This window comes from Streptantibioticus rubrisoli, assembly GCF_024436055.1.
Lineage (GTDB): Bacteria > Actinomycetota > Actinomycetes > Streptomycetales > Streptomycetaceae > Streptantibioticus_A > Streptantibioticus_A rubrisoli.
On the sequence record NZ_JANFNH010000044.1, the window covers coordinates 44,576 to 59,510 of the forward strand.

At 69.6% G+C, this 14,935-nt stretch carries 15 protein-coding genes; 12 read left to right on the forward strand and 3 right to left on the reverse strand.

The features are described 5' to 3' along the window. Positions 1-12: 12 nt before the first annotated feature. From NON19_RS26950 to NON19_RS26965, 4 genes are all read left to right on the forward strand, one after another. A complete protein-coding gene (locus NON19_RS26950) occupies positions 13-645 on the forward strand; it encodes a DUF3017 domain-containing protein (protein ID WP_308213740.1) in 633 nt (210 codons plus the stop codon). 199 nt (positions 646-844) lie between these two features. Next, complete coding sequence (locus NON19_RS26955; RefSeq protein ID WP_255931702.1) at positions 845-1,510, forward strand: peptidoglycan-binding domain-containing protein; 666 nt, start codon at positions 845-847, stop codon at positions 1,508-1,510. Further along, a complete protein-coding gene (locus NON19_RS26960) occupies positions 1,507-2,091 on the forward strand; it encodes a DUF2690 domain-containing protein (RefSeq protein WP_255931703.1) in 585 nt (194 codons plus the stop codon). The genes NON19_RS26955 and NON19_RS26960 overlap by 4 nt, the downstream gene beginning before the upstream one ends. Positions 2,092-2,246: 155 nt before the next feature. Continuing rightward, a complete protein-coding gene (locus NON19_RS26965; RefSeq protein WP_255931704.1) occupies positions 2,247-3,236 on the forward strand; it encodes a malate dehydrogenase in 990 nt (329 codons plus the stop codon). 66 nt (positions 3,237-3,302) lie between these two features. On the opposite strand, the gene NON19_RS26970 is transcribed toward NON19_RS26965, so the two are convergent. Continuing rightward, positions 3,303-3,854 (reverse strand): Uma2 family endonuclease, encoded by a 552-nt coding sequence (locus NON19_RS26970; RefSeq protein WP_255931705.1) that lies wholly within the window; start codon positions 3,852-3,854, stop codon positions 3,303-3,305. Positions 3,855-4,053: 199 nt separating this feature from the next. On the opposite strand from NON19_RS26970, the gene NON19_RS26975 reads away from it, so the two are divergent. Next, positions 4,054-5,244: an FAD-dependent monooxygenase gene (locus NON19_RS26975; protein WP_255931706.1), complete on the forward strand. Its 1,191-nt coding sequence runs from the start codon at positions 4,054-4,056 to the stop codon at positions 5,242-5,244. Positions 5,245-5,290: 46 nt separating this feature from the next. Here the strand turns inward: NON19_RS26975 and NON19_RS26980 are convergent, their stop codons facing one another. Continuing rightward, positions 5,291-5,542, reverse strand: coding sequence for a DUF397 domain-containing protein (locus NON19_RS26980; RefSeq protein ID WP_255931707.1), 252 nt, complete (start codon positions 5,540-5,542; stop codon positions 5,291-5,293). Further along, positions 5,539-6,438, reverse strand: a complete 900-nt coding sequence (locus tag NON19_RS26985) for a helix-turn-helix domain-containing protein (RefSeq protein ID WP_255931708.1) — start codon at positions 6,436-6,438, stop codon at positions 5,539-5,541. Before NON19_RS26985 ends, NON19_RS26980 begins: the two co-directional genes overlap by 4 nt. A 59-nt stretch (positions 6,439-6,497) precedes the next feature. Between NON19_RS26985 and NON19_RS26990 the strand changes: the two genes are divergently transcribed. The 7 genes from NON19_RS26990 to NON19_RS27020 all read left to right on the forward strand — a co-directional run bounded on the left by NON19_RS26990 (position 6,498) and on the right by NON19_RS27020 (position 14,788). After that, positions 6,498-6,872, forward strand: coding sequence for a DUF6415 family natural product biosynthesis protein (locus NON19_RS26990; protein ID WP_255931709.1), 375 nt, complete (start codon positions 6,498-6,500; stop codon positions 6,870-6,872). A gap of 100 nt (positions 6,873-6,972) precedes the next feature. Continuing rightward, entirely contained in the window at positions 6,973-7,272 is a 300-nt protein-coding gene (locus NON19_RS26995; protein ID WP_255931710.1) for a hypothetical protein, read from the forward strand. Positions 7,273-7,460: 188 nt separating this feature from the next. After that, positions 7,461-8,963 (forward strand): aldehyde dehydrogenase family protein, encoded by a 1,503-nt coding sequence (locus tag NON19_RS27000; RefSeq protein ID WP_255931711.1) that lies wholly within the window; start codon positions 7,461-7,463, stop codon positions 8,961-8,963. Positions 8,964-9,070: 107 nt separating this feature from the next. Continuing rightward, positions 9,071-10,618 (forward strand): GMC family oxidoreductase, encoded by a 1,548-nt coding sequence (locus NON19_RS27005; protein WP_255931712.1) that lies wholly within the window; start codon positions 9,071-9,073, stop codon positions 10,616-10,618. Then, the gene (locus NON19_RS27010) at positions 10,618-11,685 is read left to right on the forward strand and encodes a quaternary amine ABC transporter ATP-binding protein (protein WP_255931713.1); all 1,068 of its coding nucleotides are present in this window, start codon (positions 10,618-10,620) and stop codon (positions 11,683-11,685) included. The genes NON19_RS27005 and NON19_RS27010 overlap by 1 nt, the downstream gene beginning before the upstream one ends. Positions 11,686-11,735: 50 nt before the next feature. Continuing rightward, the gene (locus tag NON19_RS27015; protein ID WP_255931719.1) at positions 11,736-13,817 is read left to right on the forward strand and encodes an ABC transporter permease; all 2,082 of its coding nucleotides are present in this window, start codon (positions 11,736-11,738) and stop codon (positions 13,815-13,817) included. Continuing rightward, positions 13,817-14,788: an ABC transporter substrate-binding protein gene (locus NON19_RS27020; protein WP_255931714.1), complete on the forward strand. Its 972-nt coding sequence runs from the start codon at positions 13,817-13,819 to the stop codon at positions 14,786-14,788. Before NON19_RS27015 ends, NON19_RS27020 begins: the two co-directional genes overlap by 1 nt. Positions 14,789-14,935: the final 147 nt, after the last annotated feature.

The following is a 14,935-nucleotide window of genomic DNA, read 5'->3' on the forward strand; positions in this document are numbered from 1 at the left end:
AAGGGGTCCCTGGTGGCCGGAACGAACTCCACGCCCAACGGCTCCGCCGCGAGCGCCAACGGCTCCGCAGCGAAGGCCAACGGCACTGCCGCGAAGGCGAAGGACACGGGCGCGAAGGCGAAGGCCAACGGCTCCGCCGCGAGCGCCAACGGCTCCGCAGCGAAGGCCAACGCCACCGCCGCGAAGGCGAAGGACACCGCCGCGAAGGCGAAGCAGACGGCTGCCTCCCAGCCGAGCGGCACCGTGCCCGAGCCGAAGCCGCCGTCCCGCCGCTTCCCCGAGGTCACCCAGGACACCGCGCGCCCCGAGGGGGGTGGCCGGGCCGCCGGTGGGGCGGCTCCGGCCCCCGCCCGGCAGTGGCCGCTGCTGACCGTGCTGGCCGGGGTCGCCCTCGGCCTGGCCATCACCGCCGCCGGTGGCTTCCGCGTCGGGCTGATCGTCGTGGGCGGCTGCCTGCTGCTCGGCGCGGTGCTGCGCTGGCTGCTGCCCGAGGTCGGCATGCTCGCCGTCCGCAGCCGCTTCACCGACCTGATCACCTACGGCGCGCTGGGCACCGCCATCGTGCTGCTGGCACTGATGATCCAGCCGAAACCGATCCTGCACCTGCCCTTCCTGGATGACATCGTGCACTTCGCGGTCCGCTGACGTTCCCCGCAGGTGCCCTGGCCGGGGACCTGCGAGGACGAGCCCGCGGACGCGACCGCCGCTTGCCCGAACTGGCCGGAATGCTATGGCTGTCGCGACGCATCGCGACCAACTGCTGCCTGACAGGCATGGCTTGGGGTAATCACCGTGTGGGGTGATTCCCACCGGGGGACGCGTTGCGGATGGGCGGGGGACAGACATGGCACGTTGGCAGCCGATACCGGACGGTCTTGAGGCCCAGTTACGCGAACTGGTGCTGCGCACCCGTGGCGCCGGGGACCGCCCGCCACGGCAGATGGTCGCCTCACGGGGCGCGTTGGCGGGCGGTGACACCTTGCGGTTGGTCGAGCTGTGGGAGACCGCGGCCCGCGGGACCGGCGTCGAACTGGTCAAGGGCCGCACGGGGATCTGTGAGCCCTTCGTCGGCTACGAGGACTTCACCGCACCGCTGGTCTCCGAGCGCCGGTCCCGCCAGCGCCGCGCGCTGCTCGCCGCGGCCGTGGCGATAGTGGTCCTCGGCGGCGGCATGGCCAGCGGTTACGCGCTGATGCCCGGGGCGCAGCGGGACGGCGTCGGACCGCAGGCGGGCGAGCTGCCCGGCTTCCCGTGCCACGACAAGGTGCAGGACGGCCGCCACTACGCGGGCTATGCGCAGACCAGCACCGATGTGGTGGGCGAGGGCGCCGACGGCCCCCAAGTCACCGAGATCCAGTGCCTGTTGCAGCGCCAGCGGGTGGACACCGGTACGGTCAACGGCCACTTCGGGCGGCGAACGGCGGATGCCGTCAAGGAGTACCAGCGGGCCCACCGGCTCCCCGTCGACGGGGTGGTGGGCAAGGACACCTGGGCGCGGTTGCGCGGGTGAGCCGCCTGAGCGACAACCCGGCCACCCATGCGGCGCGTCCCTCGTGTGAGGGAGCGGAATTCGGTCAGCCCGCACGGGGGGACCCGGATTCGCCCTGGCCCGAACGCACCAGCGGCAGGCTGGAGATGGCCGTCTGGACGGCCGTGACCGCAGTCGTGCTGGCCCTCGCCGTGGGGGCCGTGCTGCTGTTGATCGGCGCGGTGCCCAACTCCACCGCCAACGAGGTGGCGCCACCGTTCTGCCAGGGCCGCAGCTGCGCCGGGCTCGACCCGGATGTCACGCTGTGCGCCGACGACGGGGTGACCACGGCGTCCGCGTGGCTCGCCGGGCGGGAGGTCGACCTGCGGGTCAGCGCCCGCTGCCGGGCGGCCTGGGCGCTGACCCGCGATCCCCGGGCGGGCGACGCGATCGAGGTGCGCGGCGCGCACGGCGACGTACGGTGGCAGAACGCGCAGGAAACCGGGGTACGGGCGTTCACCCCGATGATCCCGGACGCGCGCGGCGAGGCGGTGCAGGTCTGCCTCGCGGCCCGCGACGGCAGAGTGTGCGCCACCCGGACGAAGAACACCCACAAGCGGTGACCCGAGCCACACCCTCCCAAGGGTTCGGTGCGCCCGGTGTCCGATAGCCTGACGGCGGATCTCTCGGCGTCGAGACATCGGCAGTCACCGGCGCCGGACCATCCCGAAACAACAGGGGCCGGGACGCCCAAAAAAACACAGCGCAGGAGATCGCAATGACCCGCACTCCCGTCAACGTCACTGTCACCGGTGCGGCTGGCCAGATCGGCTACGCACTGCTTTTCCGCATCGCGTCCGGGCAGCTCCTCGGCGCCGACGTTCCGGTCAAGCTGCGCCTGCTGGAGATCACGCCCGCCCTGAAGGCCGCCGAAGGCACCGCCATGGAGCTGGACGACTGCGCCTTCCCGCTGCTCAAGGGCATCGACATCACCGATGACCCGAACGTGGCCTTCGACGGCACCAACGTCGCCCTGCTGGTCGGCGCCCGCCCCCGCACCAAGGGCATGGAGCGCGGCGACCTGCTGGAGGCCAACGGCGGCATCTTCAAGCCGCAGGGCAAGGCGATCAACGACCACGCCGCCGACGACATCAAGGTCCTGGTGGTCGGCAACCCGGCCAACACCAACGCCCTGATCGCCCAGGCCGCCGCCCCTGACGTACCGGCCGACCGCTTCACCGCGATGACCCGCCTGGACCACAACCGCGCGGTCACCCAGCTGGCGAAGAAGACCGGCGTCGCCGTCTCGGAGATCCGCAAGCTGACGATCTGGGGCAACCACTCCGCCACCCAGTACCCGGACATCTTCCACGCCGAGGTCGCGGGCAAGAACGCCGCCGAGGTCGTGAACGACGAGAAGTGGCTGGCTGAGGAGTTCATCCCGACCGTCGCCAAGCGCGGCGCCGCGATCATCGAGGCCCGTGGCGCGTCCTCGGCCGCCTCCGCCGCCAACGCCGCCATCGACCACGTGTACACCTGGGTCAACGGCACCAAGGAGGGCGACTGGACCTCCATGGGCATCGTCTCCGACGGCTCCTACGGCGTCCCGGAGGGCCTGATCTCCTCCTTCCCGGTCACCACCAAGGACGGCAAGTTCGAGATCGTCCAGGGCCTGGAGATCAACGAGTTCTCGCAGTCGCGGATCGACGTCTCCGTCAACGAGCTCAAGGAAGAGCGCGAGGCGGTCCGCGCCCTCGGCCTCATCTGAGCCCGCACCCTCCAACTGAGCCCCGCCACCGGCATGTTGCGCTGGTGGCGGGGCTCAGTGTTTCGCTCAGTCGCGGGGGAACTCGTTGGTGGTGAGGGTCAGCCCGACGACGGTGTCGGTGAGGTCGATGGGCACGCCGAAGGCGGCGGTGAGCCTTCTGCGGTAGGCGCCGTCCTCGGGCCGGGTGAACACGTGGCACTCGCCGTTGCGCGGGTCGGCGATCAGGTAGACCGGGACACCGGCCGTCGCGTACGCATGCTTCTTCGGCCCGAAGACACGGTACTCGGTGGCCTTGCAGACCACCTCGGCGACGAACTCGACGTCCTGGTACCGCCATCGACCCTTGGACCGCCGCGCACCCTTGCGCAGCACCGCCACATCAGGTGCGAACCCGTTCATGGAGCCGGGGAAGTCGATGCGCATGTGGCGTGGACGCCGCCGCATGGAGTGCTTGACCTGCAACTGCTTCCGAAGCCCCACGGTGATCGCCCGTTGCCCGGACCGCCATCGGGACATGCAGATGCACCCCTCCACGATGTCGGCCTTGTAGCCCTTTGGCACCGCCCGGCCCAACCACTCGAACAGGTTGTCCAGCAATGCCAAGTCGGTGTCGGTCACCGCGCATCCCTCCCCACTGCCGTGGGGCTCAACGACGTGCGGCGTGACCAGGACACGACCCGCCGCTGTCAGTGGGCTGACAGCGGCGGGAACGCCTTGTCAGCGGCTTGTCAGGCGGGATGGCCAGGATCGAAGTCAACGCCGGGCCGTACGCCTCGCGTCGAATCCGATAGGTCCCACCTGATGTCGAGGAGCACAGATGGAGAACGTCAATGTCCTTATCTCCGGAGCCAGCGTCGGCGGCCCCGCCCTGGCGTACTTCCTGAACCGCTACGGCTTCAACGTCACCGTCGTCGAACGCGCCCCCCACCTACGCCCCGGCGGCCAGGCGATCGACGTGCGCGCCGCGGCGCTCGACGTGGTCGAGCAGATGGGCGTCCTGGACGAGATGCGCCGCCTCAGGACCGATATTCGCGGCATGTCCATCGTGGACGCCTCCGGCAAGGAGCTGTACCGCACCACGGAACACACCTTCACCGGCGGTGTGATCGCCAACTCCGATGTCGAGATACTCCGCGACGACCTGTGCAGCCTGATCTACGAGGCGGGCGGTGACGGCATCGAGTACCTCTTCGACGACTCGATCACCAGCATCACCCAGGACGAGCACACCACCCGTGTCACCTTCGAGAACCGCGCCCCGCGCGACTTCGACATCGTCGTCGGCGCCGACGGGCTGCACTCCAACGTCCGCAGGCTGGTCTTCGGCCCCGAGTCGCAGTTCATCCACCACCTCGGCGGCTCCTACATGGGCGTGTTCACCGCTCCCAACTTCCTCGACCTGGACCACTGGCAGGTCTACCACCAGAACGAGGGCGCCGGGGGCATCATCATGAGCGTCCGCGACGACACCGAGCTGCGGGTGTACGCGGGCTTCTTCGCCGAGGAACCGCTGGACTACGACTACCGCGACCTGGCCGCGCAGAAGCGCATCATCGCCGACCGACTGGCCAACGCGGGCTGGGAGTTCCCCAACGCGCTCAAGTACATGTGGGACGCGCCCGACTTCCACTTCGACTCCGCGAGCCAGATCCGCATGGACAGTTGGTCCAGGGGGAGCGTGGTGCTGCTAGGCGACGCGGGGTACTGCGGCTCGCCCCTGTCCGGCCAGGGTACGAGCATGGCGCTCATCGGTGCCTACGTCCTCGCGGGCGAACTCAAGGCGGCGGGCGGCGATCACGTCGCGGCGTTCGCCGCGTACGAGAAGGAACTGCGCGGCTTCATCGAGCGGAACCAGGACATCGCCCTGGCCAACGTCGAGGAGCGGTCGGCTCGGGCGGAGGCCCTCGCCGACAGGTCCGAGGCGGAGATCGCCCAGGAGATGGGCGAGCAGGGCGACCACGAGCGGTTCCGGGACGTGGTGACGTCCTACTCCCTCAAGTCGTACTGACGCGACAGCGGCCGCCCCCGGCGATGGGGGCGGCCGCTTCGCGGTGTCAGACGACGCCGGGGTACGCGGCGGCGAACTCCACGAAGGCGGACCACTGTTCGGGGGTGAAGTCCAGGACGGGGCCGGTCTTGTCCTTGGAGTCGCGGACGTGGACGGTGGTGGGGTGGGTGGCGATCTCGATGCAGTCTTGGCCGCCTGCACCGCTGTGGCTGGACTTCTGCCAGTCGTAGGCGACTTCGACGCACTGCCCGCCTCCGCCGCCGCTGTAACTGGACTTGAACCAAACGAGCTCGTTCATGTCGCTCCCGTTGCCAACTGCTTGATAAAGCTGACCGATTCATCGGGTGTAAGAGCCTGGCCTCGCAGGATCGCATACCGCTGGGCGATCTTGCTGACGGTTGGACGGTCCGTGATCAGACGGCCGATGTTCTGGACCTCTAGGTACGCGCACAGCTCTTTCTCAGGCGGTTCGACGACGGTTAGTGGACCTTCGAGCCCGGCATGGCCTGGGCGCTCGGTCGGCATCACCTGGATTTCGACGTGCCGCATCTGTGCCACGTCCAACAGGCGTTCCAGCTGCTCACGCATGACCTCTCGGCCACCGATGGAGCGGCGTAGCAGGACCTCTTCGAAAATGAAGCTGAGGGATGCGGCTGGTACCCGTGTGAGCAGCTTCTGCCGGGTCAGCCGAGCGTCGACTCGGAGTTCGATCTCCTGGTCGTCCAGGGCTGGGCGGTGTTCTTCGTGTACGGCTCGTGCGTATGCCTCGGTTTGCAGCAGGCCGTTGACGAGTTGGTTGTCGTACGCGGACAGCGCGACTGCCTCCGCCTCCAGCTCGGCGAACGGCTGGAACCAGGACGGATGCGGCTCCTTCAGCAGCTCGTCCGCAACGGACGTGAAGACCCCCTGCACCTGGAACATCTCCTCGAACACCAGCAGAAGCTCCGGCTTCGGGGTCCGCCGTCCCGACTCGATGCTGCGGATCTGGGACTCCGAGTAGCCGACCTTCTTGCCGAGTTGGGCCTGTGTGAGCCCGGCTCGTTGGCGTAGGGCCTTGACCTGGGTGCCGATGATCCGCAAGCTCACAGGTGTGTTGCCGTCGCTCATCGCGATTCTCCCCTCATCGGTGAGCACGAAGCGCGCGCCGCGCAAGACAGCGCAACCACCGCACAGAACCAGCGCGCAGCGCGTCACCGCACCCGTACCCTGCGTGGATCTCGAAACGGTAGCCCTGAGCAGGGCAACCTCGCCGTATGAACGCAGAAAGCCCACCCGATCGAATGCCGGTTCCCGTCCTGGGAGTTGGCGGAGAACGGGCGATCGCCGAGACGGTGGAAGCGGTGCTCGGAGAGCGCCGCGCCGCGTACCCCCGTCACGAGGAGACCGAGGAACTCGTCCTGACCCTGCGCGGCCACCTCATGCGGCTGATCCCAGAAGTGGAAGCGCTGGCCTGCGCACAGCCGAAGGACGACCTGTGCCGCATCCTGGCGCTGGCCGCAATCGCCGAAGCCCGCAGGAAGTTGCGCGGTGACACCGGCACCGGCCTGGCCTCGGCCGTCCGGCACGCAGAGCAACTCGCCCGCGCCTGCCGGGCATTGCTCCTGCACCACAAACGCCTGACGGCGTAACGCCGAAAAAATCATGGGCGCGGGTGTCATACGAGGGCGCCCCCTCACTCGTGTAGCTGGTGAAGGTCACAGCAACGCACCGAGACCAAGGGGGAGAACGATGGCATCTGTGCTCATCCGGAAGACGGCCGCACTGGCCGCTGGGGTGGCCGCCGTGGCGAGCCTCGGCTTCATGGCCCCGGCCGCCCACGCCGCCGCGCAGCACCACGCGGTGCCGACCCACCACACCGTGGCGGCGCGCCACGCCGACGACGCGCCTCCCGGCTGGATCGACCGCGGCAAGTACTGGACGTTCGACGGCTGCAACAGCGCCGGTCAGCAGGGCGTCGACCGCCACGCGTGGGACCAGTACCAGTGCGCCAACGGTGCCGTCTTCTGGAACCTGTGGACCAACCGCTGAACCACCCCTCCAGCGGGGCGGCCGGAGAGCATGTCAACGGGGGCTCCGGCCGCCCCGCCCCTATGTCCAAAAGGTGACTAGCGTCACTCTTTTTTAGAAAACACGCATACCTATACGCCTTCCGGTTAGGGGTCCTTGTCGCTGGTGAACCAGCACGGGCAAAACGGACATTGGAAGGCAGAACGAGCGTGTCGGCAGTCGAGACCATTCATGTGAACGGGGCGTGGCGCGGCGCCGCGTCCGGCGCGCAGCGGGAGGTCCTCGACCCCGCCGACGCCAAGACGCTGGCCGTGGTGGCCGAGGGTGGCGTCGCCGACACGGACGCGGCGGTGGCCGCGGCCCGTGAGGCGTTCGACGAGGGGCGCTGGCCGCACACGCCGGTCGCCGAGCGGGCCGCGCTGCTGCGCCGGGTCGCCGACCTGCTCCAGCGGGACCGCGAGGCGATCGCGCTGACCGAGAGCCGGGACACCGGTAAGACCCTGGAAGAGGGCCGCGTCGACGTGGACGACGTGACCAACGCGTTCCGCTACTTCGCCGACCTGGTGGTGAACGAGAGCGGCGGCCGGGTGGTGGACGCGGGCTCGCCCGAGATACACAGCGTGGTCGTCTACGAGCCGGTCGGCGTGTGCGCGATGATCACCCCCTGGAACTACCCGCTGCTCCAGGCCAGTTGGAAGATCGCCCCGGCGCTCGCGGCGGGCAACACCTTCGTGATCAAGCCCAGTGAGATCACCCCGCTGTCCACCGTGCACCTGATGAAGCTGCTGGTGGAGGCCGGTCTCCCGGCCGGGGTCGGCAACCTGGTCACCGGCACCGGGGACCCGGTGGGCGCCCGGCTCGCCGAGCACCCGGACGTGGACCTGGTGTCGTTCACCGGCGGCCTGGCCAGCGGCACCAGGGTGATGGAGGCCGCGGCGGCCACCGTGAAGAAGGTCGCGCTGGAGCTCGGCGGCAAGAACCCGAACGTGGTCTTCGCCGACGCCTGCGCCACCGAGGAGGGCTTCGACACCGCCGTCGACCAGGCGCTGAACGCGGCCTTCATCCACAGCGGCCAGGTCTGCTCGGCCGGTGCCCGGCTGATCATCGAGGACTCGGTGCGCGACCGCTTCGTCGCCGAACTCGCCCGCCGCGCCGAACGGATCAAGCTCGGCCGGGGCACCGAACCGGGCGTGGAGTGCGGCCCGCTGGTCTCCGCGGCCCAACTCGCCAAGACCGAACGCTACGTTGCGGCGGCGCTCGCCGATGGCGCCAGCCTGCGGTGCGGTGGATCCCGCCCGGAGCCGAGCCAGATCCGCCCGGCCACCGGGTACTTCTACTCCCCGACCGTCCTCGACCACTGCCACGGCGAGATGAGCGTGGTCCGCGAGGAGACCTTCGGTCCGATCCTCACCGTGGAGACCTTCCACACCGAGGACGAGGCGGTGGCGCTGGCCAACGACACCGAGTACGGCCTGGCGGGCGCGGTGTGGACCGCCGACGCGGGCCGCGCTCGGCGGGTCGCCGGACGGATGCGGCACGGCACGGTGTGGATCAACGACTACCACCCGTACCTGCCGCAGGCCGAGTGGGGCGGCTTCGGCAAGTCCGGTGTCGGCCGCGAACTCGGCCCCTCCGGGCTGAACGAGTACCGCGAGCCCAAGCACGTCTATCAGAACCTCGCACCGCGTCCGGTGCGCTGGTTCAAGGGTTGACCTCTTCCGGGCGGTAAGCCCCCCGGCGCCCCGGTCTTCTCCGGGGAGTACCCCCGTCTCCCCAGCGGGTACCCCGGATCCCCCCGCAACGAAGGAGCAGTACCCCCATGCCCGTAAATGAGAACGTTTACGACTATGTCGTGATCGGCGGCGGCACCGCAGGATCCGTGATCGCCTCCCGGCTCACCGAGGACCCCTCGGTCCAGGTCGCGGTGATCGAGGGCGGACCGTCCGACGTCGACCGCGAGGACGTGCTCACCCTGCGCCGCTGGCTGGGACTGCTCGGCGGCGAGCTGGACTACGACTACCCGACGACCGAGCAGCCGCGCGGCAACTCGCACATCCGGCACAGCCGCGCCCGGGTGCTCGGCGGCTGCTCCTCGCACAACACGCTGATCAGCTTCAAGCCGCTGCCGTCCGACTGGGACGAGTGGGCCGAGGCCGGAGCCGCGGGCTGGGACGCGGCGGCCATGGACCCGTACTTCGACCGGCTGCTCAACAACATCGTGCCGGTGGACGAGAAGGACCGGAACGCCATCGCCCGCGACTTCGTCGACGCCGCCCAGAACGCGATCGGCGTACCGCGTGTCGAGGGCTTCAACCGCAAGCCGTTCCACGAGGGCGTGGGCTTCTTCGACCTGGCGTACCACCCGGAGAACAACAAGCGCTCCTCCGCCTCGGTCGCCTACCTGCACCCGTTCCTGGACCGCGCCAACCTGCACCTGATGCTGGAGACCTGGGCGTACAAGCTGGAACTGGACGCGGACAAGCGGGCCACCGGGGTGTGGGTGCGCACCAAGGAGGGCGAGGAGGTCTTCGTCCGGGCCGCCCACGAGGTGCTGGTGTGCGCGGGCGCGGTGGACACCCCGCGGCTCCTGCTGCACTCCGGCATCGGCCCGAAGAAGGACCTTGAGGCGCTGGGCATACCCGTGGTGCACGACCTGCCGGGCGTCGGCGAGAACCTGCTGGACCACCCCGAGTCGGTGATCGTCTGGGAGACCGACGGGCCGATCCCGGACAACTCCGCGATGGACTCCGACGCGGGCCTGTTCGTCCGCCGGGACCCCGAATCCAAGGGCCCCGACCTGATGTTCCACTTCTACCAGATCCCGTTCACCGACAACCCCGAGCGCCTCGGCTACCAAAAGCCCGCGCACGGTGTGTCGATGACCCCCAACATCCCCAAGCCGCGCAGCCGTGGCCAGCTCTACCTGACCAGCTCGGACCCGTCCGTCAAGCCCGCACTGGACTTCAGGTACTTCACCGACCCCGAGGACTACGACGGCCGCACCCTGGTCGACGGCATCCGCATCGCCCGGCAGATCGCCAGGACCGAGCCGCTGGCTAGCTGGCTCAAGCGCGAGGTGTGCCCCGGGCCTGAGATCACCTCGGACGAGGAGATCTCCGAGTACGCCCGCAAGGTCGCGCACACCGTCTACCACCCGGCGGGCACCTGCAAGATGGGCGCCGAAGACGACGAACTCGCCGTGGTCGACCCGCAGTTGAGGATCCGCGGCCTGAACGGCGTTCGCATCGCCGACGCCTCCGTCTTCCCGACGATGCCCGCGGTGAACCCGATGATCGGCGTGCTGATGGTGGGGGAGAAGGCCGCGGAACTGCTCGGTGCGGCTCCGGCCGAGGGGGGTGACGCGTGATGAGCGCGGTTACTTCTCCCGTTTTCGCGGTCCGCGACCTGTGGAAGGTCTTCGGCCCCAAGGCCGACCGGATCCCCGGCTCGCCCGAAGCCGACCTGAGCGCCGAGGAGTTGCGGCAGCGCACCGGCTGCACGGTCGCGGTGCGGGATGTCTCCTTCGACGTCCGCAAGGGTGAGGTCTTCGTCGTCATGGGGCTGTCCGGCTCCGGCAAGTCCACCCTGGTGCGCTGTCTGACCCGGCTGATCGAGCCGACCTCCGGTGAGATCGCCATCGACGGCGAGGACGTGCGCGGCATGGACGCCGGGCGGCTGCGCGAACTGCGCCGCCACCGCGCGGCCATGGTCTTCCAGCACTTCGGTCTGCTGCCGCACCGCACGGTGCTGGACAACGTCGCCTACGGCCTGGAGATCCAGGGCACCGGCAAGGCGCAGCGGCGGGCCAAGGCGGCCGAGATGGTGGAGAAGGTGGGCCTCGCCGGACTTGAGGGGCGCCGTCCCGGCCAGCTCTCCGGTGGCCAGCAGCAGCGGGTGGGGCTCGCCCGGGCGCTCGCCGTGGATCCCGAGGTGCTGCTGTTCGACGAGCCGTTCAGTGCGCTGGATCCGCTCATTCGGCGGGACATGCAGGAGGAGGTCGTGCGCCTGCACCGGGAGGAGGGCCGCACGATGGTCTTCATCACCCACGACCTGTCCGAGGCGCTGCGGCTCGGCGACCGGATCGCGCTGATGCGCGGCGGCCGTATCGTCCAGTGCGGCACGCCGGAGGAGATCGTCGGCGCTCCGGCCGACGAGTACGTGCGGGACTTCGTGCGGGACGTGCCGCGCGAGCAGGTGCTGACGGTGCGGCGTGCGATGCGGCCCGCCGTGGGCGGCGAGGCCGAGACGGGCCCGGCGCTTTCGCCGGGGACGCTGTGCAGTGACGCGATCGAGGCGGTGGCCAGGACCGGCGGGCCGGTGCGGGTCGTCGAGGGTGGGCGCTGCCTCGGGGTGGTGGACCACCAGGCGTTGCTGTCGGTGGTGGCGGGGGTTTCGGTTGCTTCGGGTCCCGCTGCTGAGAAGGCTGTCGCGTGAGTTCTGTTAGTACGGCCGTCAGGCCCTTTGGCGGTTCTCTGCGTGAGTTGGTGGCTCGGCGGCGGGGGCTCGCCAAGCTGGTGCTGCTCGCCGTGGTGGCGGCGGTCGTGGTGCCGCTGGTCAACTCCCGGTGGGGCAGCGGCAGTTGGCCTGCCGCGCTGACCGTCGACCCGTCGGGTTCGTTGGGCAAGGCCAGCAACTGGATCATTGACAACCGGGACAGCAGCCCGGTCTTCCTCTACTTCTTCGGCTACGTCAGCTACGGCGTCGGCTACGCCGTGCGCGGCGTCTACCTCGTGCTGCTGGCCCTCGGCTGGACCGGGGTGACGGCGGCGGCGACCCTGCTCGCCTGGCGGTTCGCCCGGCTGCGGGTGGCGCTCACCGCGCTGGTTTCCCTGGCGGCCTGCGGGGCGCTCGGCATGTGGGTGCCGACCGTGCAGACGCTGGCGCTGATGGTGGTGGCGGTGGTCGCCTCCGTCGCGGTCGGTGCGGTGCTCGGCCTCGCGGCCGGGCTTTCGGAGCGGATGTTCCGGGTGCTGCGGCCAGTGCTGGACACCATGCAGGTGCTGCCCGCGTTCGCCTATCTGCTGCCGTTCGTGTGGATCTTCGGCATTGGCGTGCCGCCCGCGGTGCTGGCCACCGTGGTCTACGCGGCCCCGCCGATGGCGCGGCTCACCGCGCTCGGGTTGCGCGGCGCGGACTCCGGTGTGCTGGAGGCGGTCACCTCGCTGGGGGCGACCGCGCGGCAGCGGCTGTTCACGGCACGGTTGCCGCTGGCGCGGGGGCAACTGCTGCTGGGCGTCAACCAGACGATCATGATGGCGCTCTCGATGGCCGTGATCGCTTCCGTGATCGGGGCCGGTGGCCTCGGTGACCGGGTCTACCAGGCGCTGTCCACGGTTGATGTCGGCAATGCGCTGGCGGCGGGGGTTCCCATCGTTTTGCTCGCTGTCGTACTGGATCGTACGACGGCCGCTGCGGGGGAGCGGGTTGGGGCTGGTGGGGGTGCGGGAGTTGGCTCCGGTGGGGGTGCCTCTGCGGGTGGCTCTGGCGGTGCTTCTGGGAGTGGCTCTGGTGAGGGTGCTTCTGGGGGTGCTTCTGGGAGTGGCTCTGGTGGGGGTGCTTCTGGGCGTGCTTCTGGGCGTGCTTCTGGGGGTGGCGGCTCGGCTGGCGGCCTTCGCGTGTGGCGGGTGTTTGGGCGCGGCTGGGTTGTGTGGGGTGCGCTTGCGGGGCTTGTTGCCGGGTGTGCGGTTCTTGGGCGGGCTTTCGACTCGGCCTCCTGGCCCGGGAGTTGGACGGTCAGCATCGCGGCGCCGGTCAACAGCGTGGTGAACTGGATCACCGGGCACCTCAACTCCGGCGTCCCCGTCATTGGTGGGACCGCCGACTGGGCCGCCGGGTTCACCACCTGGGTCCTCGACCCGGTGCGCGACGGTCTGCAGGGCCTGCCGTGGTGGTCGGTGCTGCTGGTCGTGGGTGCGCTGGCCTGGCTGATCGGGACCTGGCGTACGGCGCTCACCGCCGTGCTGGCCATGGCCGCGATCGGGGTGCTCGGGGTGTGGAGCGTCTCGCTCGACACGCTCTCCCAGGTCCTGGCGGCGCTGGCGGTGACGCTGGTGGTCGGTGTCGGGGTCGGCATCGCCGCGGCGCGTAGCCGTCGGTTCGAGGCGTTGCTCCGGCCGGTGCTGGATGTCTTCCAGACCATGCCGCAGTTCGTCTACCTGATCCCGGTCGTCGCGCTGTTCGGCGCGGGCCGTGCCGCGGGCGCGGCTGCCGCCGTGGCCTACGCGGTGCCCGCGGTCGTGCGGATCACCACGCAGGGGCTGCGGGAGGTGGATCCCGCCGCCATGGAGGCGGCGCGGTCACTGGGCGCGACCGGCGGCCAGCAGGTGCGGCAGGTGCAACTGCCGCTCGCCCGGCCCGCGTTGCTGCTCGCGGTCAACCAGGCCGTGGTGCTGGTGCTGGCGGTGGTCGTCATCGCGGGCATGATCGGCGGCGGTGCGCTCGGCTACAACGTCGTCTTCGGGCTCGCCCAGGGCGACCTCGCGACCGGGCTGATCGGCGGTACGGCGATCGTGTGCCTCGGGTTGATGTTGGACCGGGTGACGCAGCCCGTGGGTAAGGGGCGTTGATGGTGTTCGGACGTAGGAAGTTGTGGGGCGCGCTGCTCGCCGGTGGGCTGCTGGTGGGTGCTACCGGGTGCGGTGCGGCCGACATGACCAAGCAGACATCGCCGTACGCGAACGCCTCCGGTGCGAAGACGGTGACCCTGTCCGTCCAGTCGTGGGTGGGCTCGCAGGCCAACGTCGCCGTGGCGCAGTACCTGTTGGAGCACGAACTGGGGTACCGGGTGGACACCGTCCAGGTGGACGAGGTACCCGCGTGGGACGCGCTCAGCCAGGATCGCGTGGACGCGATTCTGGAGGACTGGGGGCATCCCGACCAGGAGGAGCGGTACGTTCACGAGAAGAGGACCATCGTCTCCGCCGGGGGCGAGGGGGTTACCGGGCACATCGGGTGGTGGGTGCCGAAGTATCTCGCCGATGAGCATCCGGACATCCTTGATTGGCGGAACCTCAACAAGTACGCCGATCTCATGCGGACCGCTGAGAGCGGTTCCAAGGGGCAACTGCTTGACGGTTCGCCGTCGTACGTCACCAACGACAAGGCGTTGGTGAAGAATCTCCGGCTCAACTACCAGCCGGTCTTTGCCGGTTCCGAGGCGGCGCAGATCACGCAGATCAAGCAGTTCGCCAAGGAGAGGAAGCCGTTCCTCACGTACTGGTACATGCCGCAGTGGCTGTTCAACGAGGTGCCGATGGTGGAGGTCAAACTTCCGCCGTACACGGATGCCTGCGGGGCCAAGGCCCCGGCGGATATTGACTGCGCGTATCCCACGACGCCGTTGCAGAAGTATCTGAACGCGGACTTCGCCAGGCATGGTGGGAAGGCTGCTCAGTTCCTGAAGAACTTCCGGTGGACGAAGGACGAGCAGAACGAGGTCTCGCAGATGATCGCGGAGGACAAGCTGTCGCCGGAGGCGGCGGCCAAGCGGTGGGTGACGGCGCATCCGGATGTCTGGCGGGCGTGGTTGCCCAGGTAGCTCGTCGTGGGGCGGGGCCGGGGGCTCCGGGGTGGGGGTCCTGGACCGTATATTTACGGGCCGGTTGCCCAGTGCCTTTTGGTGGCCGGAAGTTCGGCCCACAAATACACGTAAGCGTCCAGGACCCCCACCCCTCCGCCCCCGGCC